The organism is Serratia ureilytica (assembly GCF_017309605.1).
In the GTDB taxonomy this organism is placed as follows: Bacteria; Pseudomonadota; Gammaproteobacteria; order Enterobacterales; family Enterobacteriaceae; genus Serratia; species Serratia ureilytica.
Genome location: NZ_CP071320.1, coordinates 338,707 through 359,975, shown reverse-complemented (window position 1 = coordinate 359,975; position 21,269 = coordinate 338,707). Strand labels below are relative to the sequence as shown.

Annotated in this window: 36 protein-coding genes; 6 read left to right on the top strand and 30 right to left on the bottom strand. The window is 53.8% G+C overall.

Features of this window, described 5'->3' with window-relative positions:
* The first annotated feature begins 253 nt into the window (after window positions 1-253).
* Window positions 254-796 (top strand): gamma carbonic anhydrase family protein, encoded by a 543-nt coding sequence (locus tag J0X03_RS01750; protein WP_033645236.1) that lies wholly within the window; start codon window positions 254-256, stop codon window positions 794-796.
* Window positions 797-838: 42 nt separating this feature from the next.
* Here the strand turns inward: J0X03_RS01750 and aroE are convergent, their stop codons facing one another.
* The 5 genes from aroE to dprA are packed head-to-tail and all read right to left on the bottom strand — an operon-like array spanning window position 839 to window position 4,383.
* Window positions 839-1,657, bottom strand: a complete 819-nt coding sequence (gene aroE / locus J0X03_RS01745; RefSeq protein WP_089195515.1) for a shikimate dehydrogenase — start codon at window positions 1,655-1,657, stop codon at window positions 839-841.
* Window positions 1,658-1,668: 11 nt separating this feature from the next.
* Entirely contained in the window at window positions 1,669-2,238 is a 570-nt protein-coding gene (gene tsaC, locus J0X03_RS01740) for an L-threonylcarbamoyladenylate synthase type 1 TsaC (protein WP_047573468.1), read from the bottom strand.
* 7 nt (window positions 2,239-2,245) lie between these two features.
* Window positions 2,246-2,791 (bottom strand): DNA topoisomerase family protein, encoded by a 546-nt coding sequence (locus J0X03_RS01735; RefSeq protein WP_019456195.1) that lies wholly within the window; start codon window positions 2,789-2,791, stop codon window positions 2,246-2,248.
* Window positions 2,792-2,816: 25 nt separating this feature from the next.
* Entirely contained in the window at window positions 2,817-3,290 is a 474-nt protein-coding gene (smg, locus tag J0X03_RS01730) for a DUF494 family protein Smg (protein WP_025160381.1), read from the bottom strand.
* Entirely contained in the window at window positions 3,262-4,383 is a 1,122-nt protein-coding gene (gene dprA, locus J0X03_RS01725) for a DNA-protecting protein DprA (protein WP_033652727.1), read from the bottom strand. Before dprA ends, smg begins: the two co-directional genes overlap by 29 nt.
* A 133-nt stretch (window positions 4,384-4,516) precedes the next feature.
* On the opposite strand from dprA, the gene def reads away from it, so the two are divergent.
* The 5 genes from def to mscL all read left to right on the top strand — a co-directional run bounded on the left by def (window position 4,517) and on the right by mscL (window position 9,334).
* On the top strand, window positions 4,517-5,026 hold the full coding sequence (def, locus tag J0X03_RS01720; protein WP_015379260.1) for a peptide deformylase: 510 nt from the start codon (window positions 4,517-4,519) through the stop codon (window positions 5,024-5,026).
* Between the two features lie 17 nt (window positions 5,027-5,043).
* The gene (fmt, locus tag J0X03_RS01715) at window positions 5,044-5,988 is read left to right on the top strand and encodes a methionyl-tRNA formyltransferase (RefSeq protein ID WP_033645239.1); all 945 of its coding nucleotides are present in this window, start codon (window positions 5,044-5,046) and stop codon (window positions 5,986-5,988) included.
* Between the two features lie 72 nt (window positions 5,989-6,060).
* Window positions 6,061-7,350: a 16S rRNA (cytosine(967)-C(5))-methyltransferase RsmB gene (rsmB, locus tag J0X03_RS01710; RefSeq protein ID WP_033645240.1), complete on the top strand. Its 1,290-nt coding sequence runs from the start codon at window positions 6,061-6,063 to the stop codon at window positions 7,348-7,350.
* Window positions 7,351-7,403: 53 nt separating this feature from the next.
* Window positions 7,404-8,780, top strand: a complete 1,377-nt coding sequence (gene trkA, locus J0X03_RS01705; protein ID WP_004929716.1) for a Trk system potassium transporter TrkA — start codon at window positions 7,404-7,406, stop codon at window positions 8,778-8,780.
* Window positions 8,781-8,917: 137 nt separating this feature from the next.
* Window positions 8,918-9,334, top strand: coding sequence for a large-conductance mechanosensitive channel protein MscL (gene mscL, locus J0X03_RS01700; protein ID WP_033645241.1), 417 nt, complete (start codon window positions 8,918-8,920; stop codon window positions 9,332-9,334).
* Window positions 9,335-9,392: 58 nt separating this feature from the next.
* Here mscL and J0X03_RS01695 read toward each other — a convergent pair whose 3' ends face one another.
* The 25 genes from J0X03_RS01695 to rplV form a co-directional block, all read right to left on the bottom strand.
* Window positions 9,393-9,599 carry an alternative ribosome-rescue factor A gene (locus J0X03_RS01695; protein ID WP_004929720.1) on the bottom strand — a complete coding sequence of 69 codons (207 nt, stop codon included), beginning with the start codon at window positions 9,597-9,599 and terminating at the stop codon, window positions 9,393-9,395.
* A 74-nt stretch (window positions 9,600-9,673) separates the two neighbouring features.
* Entirely contained in the window at window positions 9,674-10,105 is a 432-nt protein-coding gene (zntR, locus tag J0X03_RS01690) for a Zn(2+)-responsive transcriptional regulator (protein ID WP_016930321.1), read from the bottom strand.
* Window positions 10,105-10,479 carry a DnaJ family domain-containing protein gene (locus tag J0X03_RS01685; RefSeq protein ID WP_046687911.1) on the bottom strand — a complete coding sequence of 125 codons (375 nt, stop codon included), beginning with the start codon at window positions 10,477-10,479 and terminating at the stop codon, window positions 10,105-10,107. Before J0X03_RS01685 ends, zntR begins: the two co-directional genes overlap by 1 nt.
* A 148-nt stretch (window positions 10,480-10,627) precedes the next feature.
* Window positions 10,628-11,017 (bottom strand): 50S ribosomal protein L17, encoded by a 390-nt coding sequence (rplQ, locus tag J0X03_RS01680; protein ID WP_004929726.1) that lies wholly within the window; start codon window positions 11,015-11,017, stop codon window positions 10,628-10,630.
* A gap of 40 nt (window positions 11,018-11,057) precedes the next feature.
* The gene (locus J0X03_RS01675; protein ID WP_002919219.1) at window positions 11,058-12,047 is read right to left on the bottom strand and encodes a DNA-directed RNA polymerase subunit alpha; all 990 of its coding nucleotides are present in this window, start codon (window positions 12,045-12,047) and stop codon (window positions 11,058-11,060) included.
* A gap of 25 nt (window positions 12,048-12,072) precedes the next feature.
* Window positions 12,073-12,693 (bottom strand): 30S ribosomal protein S4, encoded by a 621-nt coding sequence (gene rpsD / locus J0X03_RS01670; RefSeq protein WP_004929729.1) that lies wholly within the window; start codon window positions 12,691-12,693, stop codon window positions 12,073-12,075.
* 30 nt (window positions 12,694-12,723) lie between these two features.
* Window positions 12,724-13,113, bottom strand: coding sequence for a 30S ribosomal protein S11 (rpsK, locus tag J0X03_RS01665; protein ID WP_004929731.1), 390 nt, complete (start codon window positions 13,111-13,113; stop codon window positions 12,724-12,726).
* Window positions 13,114-13,129: 16 nt separating this feature from the next.
* Window positions 13,130-13,486: a 30S ribosomal protein S13 gene (gene rpsM / locus J0X03_RS01660; protein WP_004929734.1), complete on the bottom strand. Its 357-nt coding sequence runs from the start codon at window positions 13,484-13,486 to the stop codon at window positions 13,130-13,132.
* Window positions 13,487-13,634: 148 nt separating this feature from the next.
* Window positions 13,635-13,751, bottom strand: a complete 117-nt coding sequence (rpmJ, locus tag J0X03_RS01655; protein ID WP_002227352.1) for a 50S ribosomal protein L36 — start codon at window positions 13,749-13,751, stop codon at window positions 13,635-13,637.
* Between the two features lie 33 nt (window positions 13,752-13,784).
* Entirely contained in the window at window positions 13,785-15,116 is a 1,332-nt protein-coding gene (gene secY / locus J0X03_RS01650) for a preprotein translocase subunit SecY (RefSeq protein ID WP_004929740.1), read from the bottom strand.
* Window positions 15,117-15,123: 7 nt separating this feature from the next.
* Window positions 15,124-15,558, bottom strand: coding sequence for a 50S ribosomal protein L15 (gene rplO, locus J0X03_RS01645; protein ID WP_004929742.1), 435 nt, complete (start codon window positions 15,556-15,558; stop codon window positions 15,124-15,126).
* A gap of 3 nt (window positions 15,559-15,561) precedes the next feature.
* Entirely contained in the window at window positions 15,562-15,741 is a 180-nt protein-coding gene (gene rpmD / locus J0X03_RS01640; RefSeq protein ID WP_048232028.1) for a 50S ribosomal protein L30, read from the bottom strand.
* Window positions 15,742-15,747: 6 nt separating this feature from the next.
* A complete protein-coding gene (gene rpsE / locus J0X03_RS01635) occupies window positions 15,748-16,248 on the bottom strand; it encodes a 30S ribosomal protein S5 (protein WP_004929747.1) in 501 nt (166 codons plus the stop codon).
* A gap of 14 nt (window positions 16,249-16,262) precedes the next feature.
* Complete coding sequence (rplR, locus tag J0X03_RS01630; protein WP_004929748.1) at window positions 16,263-16,616, bottom strand: 50S ribosomal protein L18; 354 nt, start codon at window positions 16,614-16,616, stop codon at window positions 16,263-16,265.
* A gap of 9 nt (window positions 16,617-16,625) precedes the next feature.
* The gene (rplF, locus tag J0X03_RS01625; RefSeq protein ID WP_004929751.1) at window positions 16,626-17,159 is read right to left on the bottom strand and encodes a 50S ribosomal protein L6; all 534 of its coding nucleotides are present in this window, start codon (window positions 17,157-17,159) and stop codon (window positions 16,626-16,628) included.
* 14 nt (window positions 17,160-17,173) lie between these two features.
* Window positions 17,174-17,566: a 30S ribosomal protein S8 gene (rpsH, locus tag J0X03_RS01620; RefSeq protein WP_004929753.1), complete on the bottom strand. Its 393-nt coding sequence runs from the start codon at window positions 17,564-17,566 to the stop codon at window positions 17,174-17,176.
* 30 nt (window positions 17,567-17,596) lie between these two features.
* On the bottom strand, window positions 17,597-17,902 hold the full coding sequence (gene rpsN / locus J0X03_RS01615; RefSeq protein ID WP_004929754.1) for a 30S ribosomal protein S14: 306 nt from the start codon (window positions 17,900-17,902) through the stop codon (window positions 17,597-17,599).
* A 13-nt stretch (window positions 17,903-17,915) separates the two neighbouring features.
* Window positions 17,916-18,455 (bottom strand): 50S ribosomal protein L5, encoded by a 540-nt coding sequence (gene rplE, locus J0X03_RS01610; protein WP_004929756.1) that lies wholly within the window; start codon window positions 18,453-18,455, stop codon window positions 17,916-17,918.
* A gap of 14 nt (window positions 18,456-18,469) precedes the next feature.
* A complete protein-coding gene (gene rplX / locus J0X03_RS01605; RefSeq protein WP_004929758.1) occupies window positions 18,470-18,784 on the bottom strand; it encodes a 50S ribosomal protein L24 in 315 nt (104 codons plus the stop codon).
* A 9-nt stretch (window positions 18,785-18,793) separates the two neighbouring features.
* Window positions 18,794-19,165 (bottom strand): 50S ribosomal protein L14, encoded by a 372-nt coding sequence (gene rplN, locus J0X03_RS01600; RefSeq protein ID WP_000613954.1) that lies wholly within the window; start codon window positions 19,163-19,165, stop codon window positions 18,794-18,796.
* Between the two features lie 172 nt (window positions 19,166-19,337).
* A complete protein-coding gene (rpsQ, locus tag J0X03_RS01595) occupies window positions 19,338-19,592 on the bottom strand; it encodes a 30S ribosomal protein S17 (RefSeq protein WP_004929760.1) in 255 nt (84 codons plus the stop codon).
* A complete protein-coding gene (gene rpmC / locus J0X03_RS01590) occupies window positions 19,593-19,784 on the bottom strand; it encodes a 50S ribosomal protein L29 (RefSeq protein ID WP_004929762.1) in 192 nt (63 codons plus the stop codon).
* Window positions 19,784-20,194 (bottom strand): 50S ribosomal protein L16, encoded by a 411-nt coding sequence (gene rplP, locus J0X03_RS01585; protein ID WP_004929764.1) that lies wholly within the window; start codon window positions 20,192-20,194, stop codon window positions 19,784-19,786. The genes rpmC and rplP overlap by 1 nt, the downstream gene beginning before the upstream one ends.
* Before the next feature lie 12 nt (window positions 20,195-20,206).
* Window positions 20,207-20,905 carry a 30S ribosomal protein S3 gene (gene rpsC / locus J0X03_RS01580; RefSeq protein WP_004929766.1) on the bottom strand — a complete coding sequence of 233 codons (699 nt, stop codon included), beginning with the start codon at window positions 20,903-20,905 and terminating at the stop codon, window positions 20,207-20,209.
* Window positions 20,906-20,922: 17 nt separating this feature from the next.
* Window positions 20,923-21,255, bottom strand: coding sequence for a 50S ribosomal protein L22 (rplV, locus tag J0X03_RS01575; protein ID WP_002223844.1), 333 nt, complete (start codon window positions 21,253-21,255; stop codon window positions 20,923-20,925).
* Window positions 21,256-21,269: the final 14 nt, after the last annotated feature.

The window sequence follows — 21,269 nt, the reverse complement described above, 5'->3', positions numbered from 1 at the left end:
CTCTTTCTTCCCGGCCGCTGTGTGAAGTGAATCACTTGCGCCGTGTCGATGGAGGCGCATTATAGGGATCCGAGTTTTTTGCACAACCCCTTTTTTGATCTTTTCTTTCTGTTTGCACACTTTTCAGCCCTTCCGAGTGGATCTTGTGCGATCAGGGCCATTTTCCGCAGGATCCGGCGCTGCGATTGGTTGTAATTCCATCGTCAGAGTCTAGTATTGCCGGTAAATATGATCCCGACGTGAGGCAAGCACCATGTCCGATGCAGTACGTTCTTATCTTCAATACACCCCCAAACTCGGTCAACGCGTCTTGATCGATCCTTCCAGCGTGGTGATCGGCGACGTCGATCTGGCGGATGACGTCAGCATCTGGCCGCTGGTCGCCATTCGGGGCGACGTCAATGCGGTAAAGATCGGCGCGCGCAGCAATATACAGGACGGCAGCGTACTGCATGTGACTCACCGCTCCGAACATAACCCCGACGGTTATCCCCTGTTGATTGGAGAAGACGTGACCGTAGGCCATAAAGCGATGCTGCACGGCTGCGCCATCGGCAACCGGGTGCTGGTCGGTATGGGATCGATCCTGCTGGACGGTGTAGTAGTAGAAGACGACGTGATGATTGGTGCCGGCAGTTTAGTGCCGCCGGGCAAACGCCTGGTCAGCGGCTATCTCTATATGGGCAGCCCGGCACGCCAGGTTAGGCCGTTGACCGCCGCCGAGTTGGAAGGATTGCTTTATTCTTCGAACAACTATGTACGCTGGAAAGATGAGTACCTGTCGGAAGACATCTGACGGGAACCCCGTTCTCTATAAATAAAGAGAACGGGGCAGGATTTATGCCGCCAGTTCGCTGCGCAACTGGCGCAATACCGGCTCAATCTCTGGCATCACTCCATGCCAAAGCAGGAAAGCATGCGCCGCCTGCCCCACCAGCATGCCCAGCCCATCGGCATATTCCGTTGCCCCCTGCTGCTGCGCCCAGGCCAGGAATGGCGTAGCGCCCTGCTGATAGAACATGTCATAGCAACGAGTGTGTGCATTAACTACGCCCGCCGGCAACGCCGGGATCTCTCCGCTGATGCCGGACGCCGTCGCATTGATCACCAGTTCGAACGCTTGCTGATCCAATTGATCCATCGGCGCCGCCGAGATCTCCCCCAGATGCCGAAAAGCGTCTGCCAACGCCTGAGCTCGGCTGAAGGTGCGGTTGGTGATCGTTAGCCGACAGCCGAAAGACAGCAGCGGCAGGATCACGCCGCGCGCTGCGCCGCCGGCGCCCATCAGCAGGATGCGATCCTGCGGCCGGATCAATTGCTGACGCTGTAGATCGGTCAGCAACCCGATGCCGTCGGTGTTATCCCCCAACAGCTCGCCATTCGGCAATACCTTCAGGGTATTGACCGCACCGGCCATCGCTGCGCGCTCGCTCAGCTCAGAAGCGGCCGAATAAGCACGCTCCTTGAAAGGCACCGTGACGTTCGCCCCCAGCCCTCCGGCGCGGATAAACGCCTGCAGGCTGGTTTCAAAACCGTCTAACGGCGCCAACACCGTCCCATAAGGATGTTCAATGCCGGTCTGGGCAGCAAACAGCGCATGAATTCGCGGCGACTTGCTGTGGCCGATAGGGTTGCCAAATACCGCAAACTTCTCCATGCCCATTACCTCTAGCCCTGACGGATCTGTTCGCCGGTCAGAACGTCTCTGATTTCGGAAGGATTAAGACGGCCACCCACCTTGCCGCGCAATACCGGGAAAGCTTCGCCGAACTGCCGCGTAACCTCATCCGCACTGCGGCATGGCTCCAGCCCACTGAGATTGGCGCTGGTCGACACCAGCGGCTTGCCATACTGCCGGCACAGCTGCTGCACCAACGGATGATCGCTGACGCGCACCGCCAGCGAGCTGAAGCGTCCGGTCAGCAAACGCAGCGTCTCCGGCCGAGCGGGCAAAACCCAGGTTACCGGCCCAGGCCAGCTGGCAAACATCGTCGTGCGCTGCTGTTCGCTGAGCGCACTGTCGTCGATATAAGGTTTAAGCTGTGCATAGTCGGCGGCGATCAAAATCAGCCCCTTTTCCCACGGCCGCTGTTTCAGCGCCAGCAATGCATTGACCGCCTGCTCGCTGTCGGGATCGCAACCCAGGCCGAATACGGCTTCGGTGGGATACGCAATCACCTGCTGTTGATGCAAAGCATCGATGATAGATAAAAGGTTCGGGCTTAATTCTGAGTTCATGATGTGATTATTCTGTAGTCGCGACGGGTTTTCCGCACAGCTTGCTGGCACAGCACAGGACGGGGCCTTTTGCCGTGCGCTTTTCCATCAGCAGCGGATAATGGCAATAGGCGCACTCACCGGCGACAGGTTTAACATTGAGGGCAAACTGGCATTCCGGGTAACGATCGCAGGAATGAAAAACTTTGCCGTAACGCGACTTGCGCTGCAGCAGTTTGCCTTGGCCGCACTGCGGACAGGTAATGGCGGTTTCGTCAGGCTTATCGATCACTTCAGTGTGATCGCACTGCGGATAATCGCTGCAGCCGATAAACATGCCATAGCGCCCCTGGCGCAGCACCAACGTCGCCTGACATTTCGGGCACTGTTGCCCATCCAAGACCTTAACGATATGTCCATCGGCCTGCGCTTTCAGCGGCCGAATATATTGGCATTCAGGGTACTGGGAACAGCCGAGGAAGGGGCCGTGGCGACCGCTACGGATCACCAGTTCGGCCCCGCATTCCGGACAGGGTTCATTTTGCCTGGCGGCAAAAATCGCGTTTTTTGTCATAACGTCTTCTATGCGCGTTATCGGCTCAATGCAGATAACCTTCGTTCACTTCAAACAACAGTTCTTCCATTTGCTGATAGGCGCTTTCATATCCGGGGATATTAAACAGCACCATCAACACGACCCATTTCAGATCTTCGAGATCGAATTCCGCATTATCCAAAGCCATAACGCGGTCGATAACCATTTCACGGGTTTCGAGGTTCAATACCTGAATCTGTTCCAGGAACAGGAGAAAACCACGGCAGCCGGCGTCCAGACGTGCACCTTCTTCTTCGGTGTAGATCCGCATTGCCAGCGGATCGGCATCCATAAAGTAAGGGGCATTTTGACCCTCTTGCAGGTCAGCCAACTTCTCAAGCCAATTCAACGCGTTGTAGATATCATCCCGATGAAACCCCGCCTGAGCGAGATCATCGGTCAGTTGATCCTGATCGACGCGCATCTCTGGTTCATTGTGGATATAAGTTTCAAACAAGTACATGAGTACGTCGAACATGGCTTGCCCTCCTTATTCGGACATAGCCGCCGGGTACAGCTGCGATCCACCCTGCTAACTCCAGCTCGAGTAACTTGATTACCACCACTGGCACAGGTTGGCCGGCACGTTCAGCGACGACGTCAACAGGTGTCACCTCATCTCCTACGTTAGCCAACACATCGCCAAATGGCAATTCAACTTCAGCTTGCGACGCACAAATAGTTGTATTTTCGTTCAGTGACAGCCATTGAAGGCCGCTTCCCAGCAATTCGGCGATATCTTTCGGCCCGGTGACCAGATGCGCGCCCTGCTGGATTAACCAATGCGTCCCCTCACTCATCGGGTTTCCTAATGGCCCAGGCAAGGCGAATACCTCACGCCCCTGCTCCAACGCGTAGCGAGCCGTCACCAGGGTACCGCTGCGCAGCGAAGCTTCTATGACCAGAACCCCCAGGCTGAGCCCGCTGATAATGCGGTTACGGCGTGGGAAATGGTCGGCCAGAGGCAAATCGGTGACTAAATGATCTGAAATCACGGCGCCGCCCTGCTCGACTATCTGCTCCGCGAGCCGGCGGTGCCGGCGCGGATAGATATTGCCCAGCCCGCTGCCCAACACCGCAATCGTGCAGCCATCGGCCGCCAGCGCCGCACGATGGCAAATGCCGTCGATGCCGATCGCCAAACCGCTGGTGATGGTGAAACCGCAACGCGCCAACTCCTCGGCGAAATGGTTCGCCCAACGCTCGCCGTAATGGCTGAACTGCCGGCTGCCGACCATAGCGAGCTGAGGTTGCAACAGCACCCGAGGATCGCCCTCGATCAGCAGAAACAGCGGCGCGTCGTCGATCTGAGCCAGGTTTTCAGGATAGCCGGGCGCCCCATAGTTCAGCATACGGTGCGCCGGCTCCTCCAGCCAACGCAAGGTGGCCGCCAGATAGACGGGATCCACTCGGTTGAACTGTGCCTGCTGCCGTTCGTTCAATCCCAGCTCATGCAACACGCGGCGAGGCTCGCCACTCATTTGCGATAACTGTCGCACGAGCCGACTGGCCACGACGGTCTGTAGCCCCGTGACTCCCCGCATCCGTAAAGCGATCTCTTCCGGCCGCATCGTCTGTTCCCTCAGCAAAAACGGTGGTATTGCCAATCTGAGCAATTGGTGCGCAATGCTGTCAATCAGGTCGGGAAATGTCTAGAATAGAGGTTAAACCTCGTTCATTACTCGGATACAGATCTAAAGATATATGTCAGTCTTGCAGGTATTACATTTCCCAGACGAGCGTCTGCGCAAAGTCGCAGCGCCGGTAAAAGAAGTCAATGCAGATATCCAGCGCATCGTGGATGATATGTTTGAAACCATGTACGCAGAGGAAGGCATTGGCCTGGCTGCGACTCAGGTGGATATCCATCAGCGCATTATCGTGATCGACGTCTCCGAGAATCGCGATCAGCGCCTGGTGCTGATCAACCCGGAGCTGCTGGAAAAAAGCGGCGAAACCGGCATCGAGGAAGGCTGTCTTTCCATTCCCGAGCAGCGTGCGCTGGTGCCGCGCGCCGCGCAGGTGAAGATCCGCGCGCTGGATCGCGAAGGCAAACCTTTCGAGCTGGAAGCGGACGATCTGCTGGCGATCTGCATCCAGCACGAGATGGATCACCTGATGGGTAAACTGTTCGTCGATTACCTGTCGCCGCTCAAGCGTCAGCGCATTCGTCAGAAACTGGAAAAAATGGCCAAGCTTCAAGCCCGCGCCTAACCGATCAGGAAATCAACGTGTCTGACTCTTTACGGATTATTTTCGCCGGAACACCAGACTTCGCAGCGCGTCATCTTGACGCGCTGTTGTCATCTGAGCACCAGATTGTCGGCGTATTCACTCAACCCGACCGTCCGGCAGGCCGCGGCAACAAGCTAACGCCCAGCCCGGTCAAAATGCTGGCCGAACAACACCAATTGCCGGTATTTCAGCCTAAATCGCTGCGCCCTGAAGAGAACCAGCGTCTGGTGGCGGATCTCAACGCCGACGTGATGGTGGTGGTTGCCTACGGGTTGATTCTGCCGCAAGCGGTGCTGGATATGCCGCGTCTTGGCTGCATCAACGTACATGGTTCGCTGCTGCCCCGCTGGCGCGGCGCGGCGCCGATCCAGCGTTCGCTCTGGGCCGGTGACAGCGAAACCGGCGTGACCATCATGCAGATGGATGTCGGTCTCGATACCGGTGACATGATGCACAAAATCGCCTGCCCGATTGAGAGCAGCGATACCAGCGCCAGCCTCTACGACAAGCTGGCGCAGCTCGGCCCGCAGGGCATGCTGACGACGCTGCGCCAAATGGCCGACGGCAGCGCCACCCGCGAAGTGCAGGACGAGTCGCAGGTCACCTACGCCGAGAAGCTGAGCAAAGAAGAAGCTCGCCTGGATTGGACACTGTCCGCCGCACAGCTGGAGCGTTGCATCCGCGCCTTCAACCCTTGGCCGATAAGCTACTTCACCATCGATGAGCAACCGGTGAAAGTGTGGCAGGCCAGCGTAATGGCGGAAAGCGCCAACGCGGAGCCGGGCACCGTTGTCCATGCCGACAAGCACGGCATTCAGGTGGCGACCGCCGACGGTATCCTCAATCTGATCCAATTGCAGCCCGCCGGCAAGAAACCGATGTCGGCGCAAGACCTGTTAAATTCACGTCGTGAATGGTTTACCCCGGGTAACCGGCTGTAAGTCACCCCACTGCCCGGCCGTTCATCGCCGGGCCGTTATTTTCTTAATGCCGATCGTTATCAGCTTCAGCCTATGAAAAATAATTACAATCTCCGCAGCATCGCTGCCAAAGCCATCGGCCAGGTGCTGGATCAAGGGCAGTCACTGAGTACTGTTCTGCCGGCGCTGCAAACCTCCATCAGCGATAAAGACCGCGGGTTGCTGCAGGAACTGTGCTTCGGCACGTTACGCGTACTGCCGCAGCTCGAATGGTGCATTCAGCAATTAATGGCCAAACCGCTGACCGGCAAGCAACGTACACTTCACTATTTGCTGATGGTCGGCTTGTATCAGCTGCTGTATACCCGTATCCCGGCGCACGCCGTACTCGCAGAAACCGTGGAAGGTGCGGTGGCGCTGAAACGCCCACAGTTGAAAGGTTTGATTAACGGCGTCTTGCGGCAATTCCAGCGCCAGCAGGAAGAACTTCTGCAGCGCGCCGCCAACAATGACAGCCGCTACCTGCACCCGAGCTGGTTGCTGAAACGCATCCAACAGGCTTATCCCGCCAACTGGCAACAGATCGTCGACGCCAATAACCAGAAGCCGCCGATGTGGCTGCGCGTCAACCGCCTGCATCACACCCGTGAGGCTTACCTGCAGCTGCTGACCGACGCCGGCATCGCCGCGGAGCCTCATGCAGACTATGCCGACGCCGTGCGGTTGCTGGCACCTTGCGCCGTGACCGATCTGCCAGGGTTCGCCGACGGCTGGGTCACCGTGCAAGATGCCTCAGCCCAAGGCTGTGTTGATCTGTTGGATCCACAAGACGGTGAACAGATCCTCGATTTGTGCGCCGCGCCCGGCGGCAAAACCACGCATATTCTGGAAGCGGCGCCGAAAGCACAGGTTATGGCCGTCGATATCGACGAACAGCGTCTGGCGCGGGTGAAAGAAAACCTGCAGCGTCTGCGTTTGCACGCAGAGGTTAAACTGGGCGATGGCCGCACACCGCAGCAATGGTGCGGTGACAAGCAGTTCGACCGTATTCTGCTGGACGCGCCTTGTTCGGCCACCGGCGTGATCCGCCGTCATCCCGACATCAAATGGCTGCGCCGCGATCGCGACATCGCCGAACTCGCCGCCCTGCAGGCCGATATCCTGGAGGCCGTCTGGCCGCATCTGAAATCAGGCGGCGTGATGGTTTACGCAACCTGCTCTATTCTGCCGGATGAAAACAGTAGTCAGATCGCCGCGTTCTTGCAGCGCCATGCCGATGCCAAGCTGGTTGAAACCGGCGATGCGCAGCGGCCGGGACGGCAGAATATCCCGCATCCCGAGGACGGCGATGGCTTCTTTTACGCTAAGCTGATTAAAATGTAATTCTTCAGGGTGCCCACGCGCCCTAAGTCTTTCAGTGTGAAGCAGAGAACACGATGAAAATAATTATTCTTGGTGCCGGGCAGGTTGGCGGGACGCTGGCGGAAAACCTGGTAGGTGAAAACAACGATATCACCGTCGTCGATACCGACTCCGGCCGGTTGCGTCAGCTGCAGGATAAATTCGATCTGCGAGTGGTTCAGGGACATGGTTCTCACCCCCGGGTGCTGCGCGAAGCTGGCGCAGAAGATGCCGACATGCTGGTCGCCGTCACCAACTCCGACGAAACCAACATGATCGCCTGCCAGATCGCCTATTCTCTGTTTAATACCCCCAACCGTATCGCCCGTATCCGCGCGCCGGAATATATCCGCGAGTCGGAGAAACTGTTCCTGCCGGAAGCGGTGCCGATCGACCATCTGATTTCGCCGGAGCAGCTGGTCATCGACTATATCTACAAGCTGATTGAATACCCCGGCGCGCTGCAGGTGGTCAACTTCGCCGAAGGCAAGGTCAGCATCGCCGCGGTTAAAGCCTATTACGGCGGCCCGCTGGTCGGCAATGCGCTCTCTTCGATGCGCGAACACATGCCGCATATCGACACCCGCGTCGCCGCTATTTTCCGCCAGGATCGGCCGATCCGGCCGCAAGGCTCGACCATTATCGAAGCCGGTGATGAAGTGTTCTTCGTCGCCGCCTCACAGCACATCCGCGCGGTGATGAGCGAACTGCAACGGCTGGAAAAACCTTATAAGCGCATCATGATCGTCGGCGGCGGCAACGTCGGCGCCGGCCTGGCCGCCAAGCTGGAAAAAGACTACAACGTCAAACTGATCGAGCGGAATCAGCAACGTGCCGCCGAACTCGCCGAGCAACTGCACGATACCATCGTGTTCTACGGTGATGCCTCCGATCAGGAACTGCTGGCCGAAGAGCACGTCGAGCAGGTGGATGTCTTCATCGCTATCACCAACGACGATGAGGCCAACATCATGTCCGCCATGCTGGCTAAGCGCATGGGCGCCAAGAAGGTAATGGTATTGATCCAGCGCCGCGCCTATGTCGATCTGGTACAGGGCAGCGTGATCGATATCGCCATTTCACCACAACAGGCGACCATCTCCGCCCTGTTGGGGCATGTGCGCAAAGCGGATATCGTCAGCGTTTCGTCGCTGCGCCGCGGCGTGGCGGAAGCGATCGAAGCGATTGCCCACGGGGATGAAAGCACGTCCAAAGTGGTCGGCCGCATCGTCGAAGACATCAAGCTGCCGCCGGGTACCACCATCGGCGCGATCGTGCGTGGCGACGACGTGATCATTGCCAACGGCAACAGCAAAATCGAACAGGGCGATCACGTCATCATGTTTATTACCGACAAGAAATTCGTGCCGGACGTTGAACGCCTGTTCCAACCGAGCCCATTCTTCTTGTAGAACGAATTTATTTGGCTATGGTCTATAATCGCGTGGTTGTTCTCTGCCTTGGGAGGAGATAAAACTTCTCTCCTTTTGTGGCAAAGGGAAATTGCTTTGTTAAACTTGAGTTATTAATTCTGCAAGGGGTGCGTTCTATGAGTATGTTGAAAGAGTTTCGCGAATTTGCCATGCGTGGCAACGTGGTCGATCTGGCCGTCGGTGTGATTATCGGTGCCGCATTCGGCAAGATCGTTTCGTCCTTCGTGGCTGATATCATCATGCCACCGCTGGGCTTACTGATCGGCGGCGTCGACTTTAAACAGTTCCATCTGGTATTACGTGAAGCTCAGGGCGCCGTACCGGCGGTGGTAATGAACTACGGTTCATTCATCCAAACCGTATTTGACTTCGTGATTGTCGCCTTCGCCATCTTCCTGGCGATTAAATTGATGAACAAAATGCGACGCAAACAAGAAGAAGCTCCGGCAGCGCCGCCAGAACCTACTGCAGAAGAGAAACTGCTGACGGAAATCCGTGATTTGCTGAGCCATCAACAGCAGCCAAAACTGTAAGACAGCGTTTGGTTATGCCAATAAAAAGCCACCGGATGAAGGTGGCTTTTTTAATGCCTTAAAACCAGAAGGCCAGTGGTAAATTATCGTTTGATAGTTTGCCACTGGCCTCCCAGTTACCGCCTTTGTTGTGTTTTTCTTTACGCCGATAGCTGCCTTTGCCTTTCACATTCTTTTCTACCCGCTGACGGAATAGCGGGTCATGCAGCAGCGCCTCAATGGCGTTATCTTGAATCTGGCCTTTGGTGTGACGATATTTCGTCATGATAATGCTCCTGTAAAATATGAGGGATAAAACGGGGCGATAATACTGCCGGCGATATAAAAATTAAAGTGCCGTCAGCAACCTTTTTTGCCTTTGTCATCGCTGGCGCCCTGTTCCAAAGCTTCCAGGATCGAACAGTAGTTGCTGGTATGGGCGGTACCGCAGCAGGCATCGCTCAGCCGTTTCAACGATTCACGCATCCGGGTCAGCTCCGCCAACTTGCTTTCCACTTCGCTCAGGCGCGCATCAACGATAGACTTCGATTCCTGGCAGGTGTGATGTTCCGGATCGACCCGGATCGACAGCAGCTCGGCGATCGTTTCCAGAGTAAAGCCTAACTGCTTGGCATAGCGGATAAAACGCAGCCGCTGCAGATCCTGCTCGGTGTACAGCCGATAACCGCCTTCAGTACGGACATTGTGATCCATCATGCCCTGCTTTTCATAGTAACGCACGGTATCCGGCGTCACTTCGGCAAGCTTGGCCAACTGACCTATCTTGAACATTACTTCTCCTCTCGGGTGAGTTTACCGTCCAGCGCACGCTGATATTCGCCATGCAAGAAGTCCGTGCTCATTCCAGCGTGACGCAACCGATGTTCCAGCAGCGCCATGCGCTTGCTGAGATCGACATAGTCCGGATGCTCACTGTTGATCCCTTGCAGTAAGTGAGCAACGGTTAATGCCTCTTTGCGATCTTCCAGCGCCGGCGGCAGATATCCGGCATTTTTCAGCAGGCGGTAACCGGCGCGTAGCTCAGCAGGCACCGCGCTGTCATCGTCCAGCACGAGCGGTTGTCCCTGGCCGGGCAGATTGTCGAACTCGCCTTTATTCTGGGCATCAAGGATATGACGTTCCGCCCATTGGTCGAGCAACCCCATAACAGACAGCCTCAGTGAACTTATTGAATGAGTCTAAGCATAACGGATAGGAGCGGGGATCTTAAGCTCGCCGGGGGAATTGAGCACATTTGGCTGGATTTGGACGTAAAAAAACCGGGCAAGCCCGGTTTTTTTACGCGTCTACAGATTACTCTGCAGTTGCTACTTCTGCTTGAGACTCAGCACGATCAACCAGCTCGATGTATGCCATCGGCGCGTTGTCGCCTGCGCGGAAGCCACACTTCAGAATGCGAGTGTAACCACCGGCACGGCTCGCGAAACGCGGGCCCAGCTCGTTAAACAGTTTTGCCACGATCTCGTTATCACGAGTACGGGCGAATGCCAGACGACGATTAGCTACGCTGTCGGTCTTGGCAAGAGTAATCAGCGGCTCAACAACGCGACGCAGCTCTTTTGCTTTTGGCAGGGTCGTCTTGATGATCTCATGACGAACCAAAGAGCCGGCCATGTTACGGAACATAGCCTGGCGATGGCTGCTGTTACGGTTCAGTTGACGACCACTCTTACGATGGCGCATGACCTTATCCTTCTCAGTAAAACCTTAACCTGTGATCCGGTTACTCGTCAGCAATGCTTGCCGGCGGCCAGTTTTCCAGGCGCATGCCCAGAGACAGACCACGTGAGGCCAGCACGTCTTTAATCTCGGTAAGAGATTTTTTACCCAGGTTTGGCGTTTTCAGCAACTCAACCTCGGTACGCTGTACCAGATCACCGATGTAGTGGATAGCTTCTGCCTTGAGGCAGTTAGCAGAGCGGACAGTCAATTCCAGATCGTCAACAGGGCGCAGCAAGATCGGATCGAATTCCGGTTTCTCTTCTTTAACTTCCGGCTGACGTACATCACGCAGGTCAACGAAAGCTTCAAGTTGTTCAGCCAGAATGGTGGCCGCACGGCGGATCGCCTCTTCAGGATCGATCGTGCCATTGGTCTCCATCTCGATGACCAGCTTATCCAAGTCAGTACGCTGTTCTACACGCGCAGCTTCAACATTGTAGGCGATACGCTCTACAGGGCTGTAGCAGGCGTCAACCAACAGACGACCGATTGGGCGCTCATCTTCTTCCGAATGAATTCGGGCAGAAGCCGGCACATAACCGCGACCGCGCTGAACTTTGATACGCATGCTGATAGCCGCGTTCTCATCAGTCAGGTGGCAGATCACGTGCTGAGGCTTGACGATTTCGACATCACCATCATGGGTGATGTCGGCAGCGGTCACAGGGCCAATGCCAGATTTATTCAGGGTAAGAATAACTTCGTCTTTGCCTTGAACTCTCACCGCCAGCCCTTTCAGGTTGAGCAGGATCTCCAGGATATCTTCCTGTACGCCTTCTTTGGTGCTGTACTCATGCAGTACACCATCAATCTCAACCTCGGTCACCGCGCAACCCGGCATAGATGAAAGCAGAATACGGCGCAGTGCGTTGCCAAGAGTATGGCCAAAGCCACGCTCTAAAGGCTCAAGGGTCACCTTGGCGTGCGTCGAACTGACTTGCTCGATATCTACCAGGCGCGGTTTTAGAAACTCTGTCACAGAACCCTGCATTGTGTCCTCTCTTTGGTACTAAGCTTTACTTGGAGTAAAGCTCGACGATCAGGTGTTCGTTAATGTCCGCAGACAGATCGGTACGTTCAGGCATACGCTTGAACACGCCTTCCATCTTAGCAGCATCAACTTCCAGCCAAGTCGGCTTTTCACGCTGCTCAGCCAGCTCCAGAGAAGCTTTAACACGAGACTGCTTTTTAGCTTTCTCGCGGATGCTGACTACGTCATTCGGAGATACCTGATAAGAAGCGATGTTAACAACGCGACCGTTTACCATAACTGCTTTGTGGCTAACCAGCTGACGTGACTCTGCACGAGTAGCGCCGAAGCCCATACGGTAAACAACGTTGTCCAGACGACCTTCCAGCAGCTGCAACAGGTTTTCACCGGTGTTGCCCTTCAGGCGGGTTGCTTCTTTGTAATAGTTACGGAATTGACGCTCCAGAATGCCGTACATACGGCGAACTTTCTGCTTCTCACGCAACTGAACACCGTAATCAGACAGACGCGGTTTACGCGCACCGTGCTGACCAGGTGCTTGTTCAATTTTACACTTGGAATCGATCGCGCGAACGCCAGACTTAAGGAACAGGTCTGTGCCCTCACGACGGCTCAGCTTGAGCTTAGGACCCAAATATCTTGCCATTTTCTTTCTCCAACAATCCTAAAAGCTGCGTTACACGCGGCGCTTTTTCGGCGGACGACAACCGTTATGAGGGATCGGAGTCACATCAGTAATATTAGTGATGCGGAAACCAGCCGCGTTCAGAGCGCGGATAGTAGACTCACGACCAGGACCAGGTCCTTTAACCATAACTTCCAGGTTCTTGATACCGTATTCTTTTACTGCGTCAGCACAACGTTCTGCTGCAACCTGTGCTGCGAACGGAGTGGACTTACGAGAACCACGGAAACCGGAACCACCGGCTGTTGCCCAACCCAAAGCATTACCCTGACGATCAGTGATGGTAACGATGGTGTTGTTGAAAGAAGCATGGATATGAGCCACGCCGTCAGAGACTTGCTTTCTTACACGCTTACGTGTACGAACAGGTGCCTTTGCCATTATTCAATAACCCCGATTATTTCTTGATCGGCTTGCGCGGACCCTTACGGGTACGAGCGTTGGTCTTGGTGCGCTGACCGCGTACCGGCAGACCACGACGATGACGCAAACCACGATAGCAACCAAGGTCCATAAGACGCTTGATGCTCAGGGTAATTTCACGACGCAAATCACCCTCAACGGTGTATTTGGCAACTGCATCACGAAGCTTTTCGATTTGCTCTTCAGACAGCTCACTGATCTTAACATTTTCAGCAATACCCGTGGATGCACAGATAGCCTGTGAACGGGTTTTACCGATACCGAAGATCGACGTTAAGGCGATAACGGTATGTTTATGATCAGGAATGTTAATGCCTGCTATACGGGCCACTATGCACTCCTACTATTTTATACAGCAACACCATTCTGAAAAGCCCGTTTTCAGGATACTCAAATAGTGTTGCAGTGCGACATACAAAAGATTGGCTGGCTAATCTAGCCAGCTCAACCCAACTTTGCAAGAAAAATATGCGAGATAATCAGCCTTGACGCTGTTTATGCTTCGGCTCGGCGCTGCAAATCACACGAACGACACCGTTACGCTTAACGATTTTGCAGTTACGACATAATTTCTTGACGGAAGCACGAACTTTCATTTTTACTCTCCGTAACTTCTCAAACGAATCTGACTAGCGGTTATAGCCTTTCAGATTTGCTTTCTTCAATGCAGACTCGTACTGACTTGACATCATCAGAGTTTGCACTTGAGCCATAAAGTCCATGATGACGACAACCACGATCAGTAGCGAGGTACCACCAAAGTAGAATGGTACTTTCATTGCATCACGCATGAACTCCGGGATCAGGCAGATGAAAGTAATGTACATCGCGCCCACCAGGGTTAAACGCGTCATTACTTTATCGATATACTTCGCCGTTTGCTCTCCCGGACGAATTCCTGGTACGAAGGCACCGGACTTCTTCAGGTTATCTGCTGTCTCACGCGGGTTGAATACCAACGCCGTGTAGAAGAAACAGAAGAAGATGATTGCAGACGCATAGAGTAACACATAAAGCGGTTGCCCTGGCTGCAAATACAGCGAAATCGTAGTCAGCCAGTTCCAACCGGTACCGCCCCCAAACCATGATGCAATCGTGGCCGGGAACAGAATAATGCTGGAAGCGAAAATCGCCGGGATAACACCCGCCATGTTCACTTTCAACGGTAAGTGTGTACTCTGTGCTGCATAAACACGACGACCTTGTTGACGCTTCGCATAGTTAACGACGATACGACGTTGACCACGCTCAATGAAAACAACGAAGAAGGTTACTGCAAACACCAATACTGCAACCAACAGCAGCAGGAGGAAGTGCAGGTCGCCTTGCCGCGCTTGCTCGATAGTATGGGCCACTGCCGGCGGGAGCCCCGCTACAATACCCGCGAAGATAATGATCGAGATACCGTTGCCGATACCGCGCTCAGTAATCTGCTCACCCAGCCACATCAGGAACATTGTCCCGGTGACCAAGCTCACAACCGCAGTAAAGTAGAATGCAAAGCCTGGGTTTAACACCAGGCCCTGCATACCAGGCATATTCGGCAGACCGGTAGCAATACCGATCGACTGGAATATGGCCAATACCAGCGTACCGTAACGGGTGTACTGACTAATCTTGCGACGGCCAGCCTCCCCTTCTTTCTTGATTTCCGCCAACGCCGGATGAACCACCGTCAGCAGCTGGATAATGATCGACGCCGAAATATACGGCATGATCCCCAGAGCAAAGATAGAAGCACGGCTGAGGGCACCACCAGAGAACATGTTAAACATTTCAATGATAGTGCCTCTCTGCTGCTCAAGCAATTTGGCAAGCACAGTGGCATCGATACCAGGAATCGGAATGAAAGAGCCGATGCGGAAGACAATCAGCGCGCCGATGACAAACAAAAGTCTGCGCTTCAGCTCGCCGAGCCCGCCTTTAGCACTTTGAAAATCTAATCCTGGTTGCTTAGCCATCTGCTACTTATTCCTCAATTTTACCGCCAGCAGCCTCGATAGCAGCACGAGCGCCTTTGGTGACACGCAGACCACGCAGGGTTACCGGACGAGCGACTTCGCCAGAAAGTACAACTTTCGCGAATTCGATCTGGACACCAACTACGTTAGCGGCTTTCAGCGCGTTCAGGTCGATAACATCGCCTTCAACCAGAGCCAGTTCAGACAGACGAACTTCTGCCGTGATCATCGCTTTGCGTGAAGTGAAGCCGAATTTCGGCAGACGACGGTACAGAGGCATCTGACCACCTTCGAAACCACGACGTACGCCACCGCCAGAACGAGACTTCTGACCTTTGTGACCACGGCCGCCGGTTTTACCCAGGCCAGAACCAATACCACGACCTACACGCTTAGGCGCATGCTTGGCACCTTCAGCCGGAGACAGAGTATTTAAACGCATCTGTTACTCCTCAACTTTAACCATGTAGGAAACCAGGTTGACCATACCGCGAACAGCAGGAGTATCCTCGCGCTCTACGGTGTGACCAATACGACGCAGACCCAGACCGAGCAGAGTAGCTTTATGCTTCGGCAGACGGCCAATTGAGCTGCGAGTTTGTGTAACTTTAATAGTCTTAGCCATGGTCAATTACCCCAGAATGTCGGCAACGGATTTACCACGCTTAGCAGCGACCATTTCAGGAGACTTCATATTCGCCAGAGCGTCGATAGTTGCACGAACCACGTTGATCGGGTTGGTGGAACCATAAGCTTTAGCCAATACGTTGTGCACCCCAGCAACTTCGAGAACGGCGCGCATTGCACCGCCCGCGATGATACCGGTACCTTCATGAGCAGGCTGCATGAACACGCGAGAACCCGTGTGAGCGCCCTTAACAGGGTGCTGCAGGGTGCCGCTGTTCAGCGCGACGTTCATCATGTTGCGACGGGCTTTTTCCATCGCTTTCTGGATCGCTGCTGGAACTTCGCGTGCTTTGCCGTAGCCAAAACCAACGCGACCGTTACCATCACCAACTACAGTCAGTGCGGTAAAGCTGAAAATACGGCCACCTTTTACGGTTTTAGATACGCGGTTTACCGCGATCAGCTTTTCCTGCAGTTCGCCAGCTTGTTTTTCGATGTGAGCCATCTTAAACCTCTTCCTTAGAACTGAAGGCCAGCTTCACGGGCAGCATCTGCCAGTGCCTGGACTCGACCATGATATTGGAAACCGGAACGGTCAAAGGATACTTTCGCAATCCCTTTTTCCAACGCGCGCTCAGCCAGAGCTTTACCTACGGCTGCTGCTGCGTCTTTGTTACCGGAATACTTCAGTTGCTCCGCGATAGCTTTTTCTAAAGTAGAAGCGGCTACCAGTACTTCAGAACCGTTTGGAGCAATCACCTGTGCGTAAATGTGACGCGGGGTACGATGTACCACCAGGCGGGTTGCACCCAGCTCTTGGAGCTTGCGGCGTGCGCGGGTCGCACGACGGATACGAGCAGATTTCTTATCCATAGTGTTACCTTACTTCTTCTTAGCCTCTTTGGTACGCACGACTTCGTCGGCGTAACGAACACCCTTGCCTTTGTAAGGCTCAGGACGACGGTAAGCGCGCAGATCTGCTGCTACCTGGCCAATTACCTGCTTATCAGCGCCTTTCAGCACGATTTCAGTTTGGCTTGGGCATTCAGCAGTGATACCTGCCGGCAGCTGGTGATCGATAGGGTGAGAGAAGCCCAGGGCCAAATTCACCACGTTGCCTTTAACGGCAGCACGATAACCAACACCTACCAGTTGAAGCTTCTTGGTGAAGCCTTCGGTAACACCAACAACCATTGCGTTCAGCAGAGCGCGCGTGGTACCCGCTTGGGCCCATGCGTTAGCAAAACCTTCGCGCGGAGCGAAAGTCAGTGCGTTAGCTTCTTGCTTCACTTCAACGGCGTCGTGGATAGTACGAGTCAACTCGCCGTTTTTACCCTTAATCGAAATAACCTGACCGTTGAGTTTTACCTCTACGCCGGCAGGAATGACGACGGGTGCTTTTGCAACACGAGACATTCTTTCCTCCCGAATTAAGCTACGTAGCAGATAATCTCGCCACCAAGACCAGCCTGGCGAGCTGCACGATCGGTCATAACACCTTTAGAGGTAGAAACAACAGCGATACCCAAACCGGCCATAACTTTTGGCAGCTCATCTTTTTTCTTGTAGATGCGCAGACCTGGACGGCTGATACGTTGAATGCTTTCTACCACAGCTTTGCCCTGGAAGTACTTCAGTACCAGTTCCAGAACAGGCTTGGCGTCGCCTTCGATTTTGAAATCTTCAATAAAACCTTCTTCCTTCAGCACGTTGGCAATTGCCACTTTCAGCTTGGAGGAAGGCATGGTGACCGCAACTTTGTTCGCGGCTTGACCGTTACGGATACGGGTCAGCATATCCGCGATCGGATCTTGCATGCTCATCTGTCTTTACTCCCGTGATTCAATTGGTAATTACCAGCTAGCCTTTTTCAAGCCTGGTACTTCACCGCGCATAGCGGCTTCACGAAGCTTAATACGGCTCAACCCGAATTTGCCCACATAACCATGTGGACGGCCAGTTTGGCGGCAGCGTTTACGCTGACGAGACGGGCTGGAATCACGCGGCAGAGTTTGCAGCTTGAGAACGGCATTCCAACGATCTTCATCGGATGCGTTCACATCAGAGATAATAGCTTTCAGTTCAGCGCGTTTTGCAAAGAACTTGTCAGCTAATTTCACGCGCTTGACTTCGCGTGCTTTCATTGATTGCTTAGCCATCAGTAACCCTGCCTTACTTGCGGAACGGGAAGTTAAAAGCAGCCAGCAGCGCGCGGCCTTCATCATCAGATTTCGCAGTAGTGGTAATGGTAATATCCAAACCACGAACGCGATCGACTTTGTCGTAGTCGATTTCTGGGAAGATGATTTGCTCACGCACGCCCATGCTGTAGTTGCCACGGCCATCGAATGACTTGGCGGACAGGCCACGGAAGTCACGGATACGTGGAACAGCAATGGAGATCAGACGCTCAAAGAACTCCCACATGCGTTCGCCACGCAGAGTTACTTTACAGCCGATCGGATAGCCCTGACGGATTTTGAAGCCTGCAACGGATTTGCGGGCTTTGGTGATCAACGGTTTTTGACCGGAGATAGCTGCCAGGTCCGCTGCTGCGTTATCCAGCAGTTTCTTGTCAGCAATCGCTTCACCAACACCCATGTTCAGGGTGATCTTCTCGACCCGAGGGACTTGCATGACAGAGTTGTAATCAAACTGAGACATCAGTTGTTTGACTACCTCGTCTTTGTAGTAATCATGCAGTTTCGCCATCGTATTACTCCAAATTACTTGATAGTTTCGCTGTTAGATTTGAAGAAACGGACTTTTTTGCCGTCTTCGAATCTAAAGCCTACACGGTCAGCCTTGCCGGTAGCCGCGTTGAAGATAGCAATGTTAGAAACCTGAATTGCAGCTTCTTTCTCAACAATGCCGCCTGGTTGGTTCAGAGCCGGAACCGGCTTCTGGTGTTTCTTAACCAGGTTGATGCCTTCAACAATGACCTTGCCAGCAGACAGGACATTTTTTACTTTACCGCGCTTACCTTTGTCTTTCCCGGTAATCACGATAACTTCGTCATCACGACGGATCTTCGCTGCCATGTTCGCTCCTTAGAGTACTTCTGGTGCCAGAGAGATAATTTTCATGAACTTCTCATTACGCAGTTCACGAGTTACCGGCCCAAAAATACGCGTACCGATTGGCTGCTCGCTGTTATTGTTCAAAATAACGCATGCATTGCCATCGAAGCGAATGACAGAACCGTCCGGGCGACGTACACCCTTCTTGGTGCGCACCACTACCGCCTTCAGAACATCGCCTTTCTTCACCTTACCGCGAGGAATTGCTTCCTTGATGGTAATTTTGATGATGTCGCCGACGCCTGCGTAGCGACGGTGCGAGCCACCTAGAACCTTGATACACATTACGCGACGTGCACCGGAGTTGTCGGCGACGTTCAGCATAGTCTGTTCTTGGATCATTTTAGTGCTCCGCTAATGTCAACTACTACTTTAAAGACCCAAGTAAAAATTAGGCCGTTGAAAAGCCCCATAACCGAGGGCGCAGCATTATAACACCGCTTACTTGGTATGGGTAGAAAAAATAAACGGCTCATTTTCTGAGCCGTTTATTAAGTGAGAGCCAGCTACTCTATTACAGAATCGCTTTCTCTACAACGCGAACCAACGTCCAGGACTTGGTCTTGGACAGTGGGCGGCATTCGCGGATTTCAACCACGTCGCCGGTACCACATTCGTTGTTCTCGTCATGTACGTGCAGCTTGGTCGTACGTTTGATGAATTTCCCGTAGATTGGGTGCTTCACAGTACGCTCGATAGCAACAACGATGGATTTCTCCATTTTATCGCTAACAACACGACCCTGCAGGGTACGGATAACTTCAGTCATTTACACACCCGCCTTTTGAGTCAGTAAAGTCTTAACGCGTGCGACGTCACGACGCACTTGTTTCAACAGGTGAGTTTGTTGCAGCTGGCCACTGGCCGCCTGCATGCGCAAGTTGAATTGCTCACGCAGCAGGTTGAGCAGCTCGGCATTCAGCTCTTCAACGCTTTTTTCACGCAGCTCTTGTGCTTTCATTACATCACCGTCTTAGTTACAAAGGTGGTTTTGATCGGCAGTTTCGCTGCTGCCAGTTTGAATGCCTCGCGGGCAACCTCTTCTGGCACGCCGTCCATTTCGTACAGGACCTTACCAGGCTGGATCAGGGCAACCCAATACTCCACGTTACCCTTACCTTTACCCATACGCACTTCCAGCGGCTTCTCGGTGATCGGTTTGTCCGGGAATACACGGATCCAGATCTTGCCTTGACGCTTAACTGCACGAGTCATTGCACGACGAGCTGCTTCGATTTGACGAGCAGTCAGACGGCCACGGCCAACAGCTTTCAGACCGAAAGTGCCGAAGCTAACATCCGTACCTTGCGCCAGACCACGGTTGCGGCCCTTGTGCACCTTACGGAATTTTGTACGCTTTGGTTGTAACATCAGCGACTCTCCTTACTTGCGGCCTTTACGCTGCTGCTTTTTAGGTTGAGCAGCCGGTTCCGGTTGTTCAACTGCAGCCATACCACCCAGGATCTCACCTTTGAAGATCCATACCTTAACGCCGATTACACCATAAGTGGTGTGCGCTTCAGATGTGTTGTAGTCGATGTCCGCACGCAGAGTGTGCAATGGAACACGACCTTCGCGGTACCATTCGGTACGTGCGATTTCAGCGCCGCCAAGACGGCCGCTTACTTCAACTTTGATACCTTTAGCGCCAAGACGCATTGCGTTCTGTACTGCACGCTTCATAGCACGACGGAACATAACGCGACGTTCCAGCTGAGAAGTGATGCTGTCAGCAACCAATTTAGCGTCGAGTTCCGGTTTACGGACTTCGGCGATGTTGATCTGTGCAGGAACGCCAGCGATGTCCGCTACGACCTTGCGCAGTTTTTCGACGTCTTCACCTTTCTTGCCGATAACGATGCCTGGACGAGCAGTGTGAATGGTCACACGGATGCTCTTCGCAGGACGCTCGATAACGATGCGAGAAACGGAAGCTTTCGACAGTTCCTTAGTCAGGAATTGACGAACTTTAAAGTCGCTGTCCAGGTTGTCAGCGAATTCTTTGGTATTCGCATACCAAGTAGAGTTCCAAGGTTTGACAATACCCAGGCGAATACCATTAGGATGTACTTTCTGACCCATTGCTAGTCTCCAGAGTCTCAGCGATCGGACACAACCACAGTAATGTGGCTGGTGCGCTTCAGGATGCGATCTGCACGACCTTTTGCACGCGGCATAATGCGCTTCATGCTTGGGCCTTCGTCTACGAAGATTTTCGTAACTTTCAGATCATCGATGTCAGCGCCATCGTTGTGTTCTGCGTTAGCAATGGCAGACTCCAGCACTTTCTTAACCAGACCAGCAGCTTTCTTGTTGGTGTAGGTCAGAGTTTCCAGAGCTTGCGACACTTTCTTACCGCGAATCAGGTCAGCAACAAGGCGAACCTTCTGAGCAGAAGAACGAGCGTGGCGATGTTTAGCGATAGTTTCCATCTCTTCCTCCTACC

What these genes read in the sequence shown, in the direction of transcription:
- J0X03_RS01750 (WP_033645236.1), top strand. Translation starts at nt 254, where the DNA reads ATGTCCGATGCAGTACGTTCTTATCTTCAATACACCCCCAAACTCGGT.
- aroE (WP_089195515.1), bottom strand. Translation starts at nt 1,657, where the DNA reads ATGGAGAAGTTTGCGGTATTTGGCAACCCTATCGGCCACAGCAAGTCG.
- tsaC (WP_047573468.1), bottom strand. Translation starts at nt 2,238, where the DNA reads ATGAACTCAGAATTAAGCCCGAACCTTTTATCTATCATCGATGCTTTG.
- J0X03_RS01735 (WP_019456195.1), bottom strand. Translation starts at nt 2,791, where the DNA reads ATGACAAAAAACGCGATTTTTGCCGCCAGGCAAAATGAACCCTGTCCG.
- smg (WP_025160381.1), bottom strand. Translation starts at nt 3,290, where the DNA reads ATGTTCGACGTACTCATGTACTTGTTTGAAACTTATATCCACAATGAA.
- dprA (WP_033652727.1), bottom strand. Translation starts at nt 4,383, where the DNA reads ATGCGGCCGGAAGAGATCGCTTTACGGATGCGGGGAGTCACGGGGCTA.
- def (WP_015379260.1), top strand. Translation starts at nt 4,517, where the DNA reads ATGTCAGTCTTGCAGGTATTACATTTCCCAGACGAGCGTCTGCGCAAA.
- rsmB (WP_033645240.1), top strand. Translation starts at nt 6,061, where the DNA reads ATGAAAAATAATTACAATCTCCGCAGCATCGCTGCCAAAGCCATCGGC.
- trkA (WP_004929716.1), top strand. Translation starts at nt 7,404, where the DNA reads ATGAAAATAATTATTCTTGGTGCCGGGCAGGTTGGCGGGACGCTGGCG.
- mscL (WP_033645241.1), top strand. Translation starts at nt 8,918, where the DNA reads ATGAGTATGTTGAAAGAGTTTCGCGAATTTGCCATGCGTGGCAACGTG.
- J0X03_RS01695 (WP_004929720.1), bottom strand. Translation starts at nt 9,599, where the DNA reads ATGACGAAATATCGTCACACCAAAGGCCAGATTCAAGATAACGCCATT.
- zntR (WP_016930321.1), bottom strand. Translation starts at nt 10,105, where the DNA reads ATGTTCAAGATAGGTCAGTTGGCCAAGCTTGCCGAAGTGACGCCGGAT.
- J0X03_RS01685 (WP_046687911.1), bottom strand. Translation starts at nt 10,479, where the DNA reads ATGGGGTTGCTCGACCAATGGGCGGAACGTCATATCCTTGATGCCCAG.
- rplQ (WP_004929726.1), bottom strand. Translation starts at nt 11,017, where the DNA reads ATGCGCCATCGTAAGAGTGGTCGTCAACTGAACCGTAACAGCAGCCAT.
- J0X03_RS01675 (WP_002919219.1), bottom strand. Translation starts at nt 12,047, where the DNA reads ATGCAGGGTTCTGTGACAGAGTTTCTAAAACCGCGCCTGGTAGATATC.
- rpsD (WP_004929729.1), bottom strand. Translation starts at nt 12,693, where the DNA reads ATGGCAAGATATTTGGGTCCTAAGCTCAAGCTGAGCCGTCGTGAGGGC.
- rpsK (WP_004929731.1), bottom strand. Translation starts at nt 13,113, where the DNA reads ATGGCAAAGGCACCTGTTCGTACACGTAAGCGTGTAAGAAAGCAAGTC.
- rpmJ (WP_002227352.1), bottom strand. Translation starts at nt 13,751, where the DNA reads ATGAAAGTTCGTGCTTCCGTCAAGAAATTATGTCGTAACTGCAAAATC.
- secY (WP_004929740.1), bottom strand. Translation starts at nt 15,116, where the DNA reads ATGGCTAAGCAACCAGGATTAGATTTTCAAAGTGCTAAAGGCGGGCTC.
- rplO (WP_004929742.1), bottom strand. Translation starts at nt 15,558, where the DNA reads ATGCGTTTAAATACTCTGTCTCCGGCTGAAGGTGCCAAGCATGCGCCT.
- rpmD (WP_048232028.1), bottom strand. Translation starts at nt 15,741, where the DNA reads ATGGCTAAGACTATTAAAGTTACACAAACTCGCAGCTCAATTGGCCGT.
- rpsE (WP_004929747.1), bottom strand. Translation starts at nt 16,248, where the DNA reads ATGGCTCACATCGAAAAACAAGCTGGCGAACTGCAGGAAAAGCTGATC.
- rplR (WP_004929748.1), bottom strand. Translation starts at nt 16,616, where the DNA reads ATGGATAAGAAATCTGCTCGTATCCGTCGTGCGACCCGCGCACGCCGC.
- rplF (WP_004929751.1), bottom strand. Translation starts at nt 17,159, where the DNA reads ATGTCTCGTGTTGCAAAAGCACCCGTCGTCATTCCTGCCGGCGTAGAG.
- rpsH (WP_004929753.1), bottom strand. Translation starts at nt 17,566, where the DNA reads ATGAGCATGCAAGATCCGATCGCGGATATGCTGACCCGTATCCGTAAC.
- rpsN (WP_004929754.1), bottom strand. Translation starts at nt 17,902, where the DNA reads ATGGCTAAGCAATCAATGAAAGCACGCGAAGTCAAGCGCGTGAAATTA.
- rplE (WP_004929756.1), bottom strand. Translation starts at nt 18,455, where the DNA reads ATGGCGAAACTGCATGATTACTACAAAGACGAGGTAGTCAAACAACTG.
- rplX (WP_004929758.1), bottom strand. Translation starts at nt 18,784, where the DNA reads ATGGCAGCGAAGATCCGTCGTGATGACGAAGTTATCGTGATTACCGGG.
- rplN (WP_000613954.1), bottom strand. Translation starts at nt 19,165, where the DNA reads ATGATCCAAGAACAGACTATGCTGAACGTCGCCGACAACTCCGGTGCA.
- rpsQ (WP_004929760.1), bottom strand. Translation starts at nt 19,592, where the DNA reads ATGACTGAAGTTATCCGTACCCTGCAGGGTCGTGTTGTTAGCGATAAA.
- rpmC (WP_004929762.1), bottom strand. Translation starts at nt 19,784, where the DNA reads ATGAAAGCACAAGAGCTGCGTGAAAAAAGCGTTGAAGAGCTGAATGCC.
- rplP (WP_004929764.1), bottom strand. Translation starts at nt 20,194, where the DNA reads ATGTTACAACCAAAGCGTACAAAATTCCGTAAGGTGCACAAGGGCCGC.
- rpsC (WP_004929766.1), bottom strand. Translation starts at nt 20,905, where the DNA reads ATGGGTCAGAAAGTACATCCTAATGGTATTCGCCTGGGTATTGTCAAA.
- rplV (WP_002223844.1), bottom strand. Translation starts at nt 21,255, where the DNA reads ATGGAAACTATCGCTAAACATCGCCACGCTCGTTCTTCTGCTCAGAAG.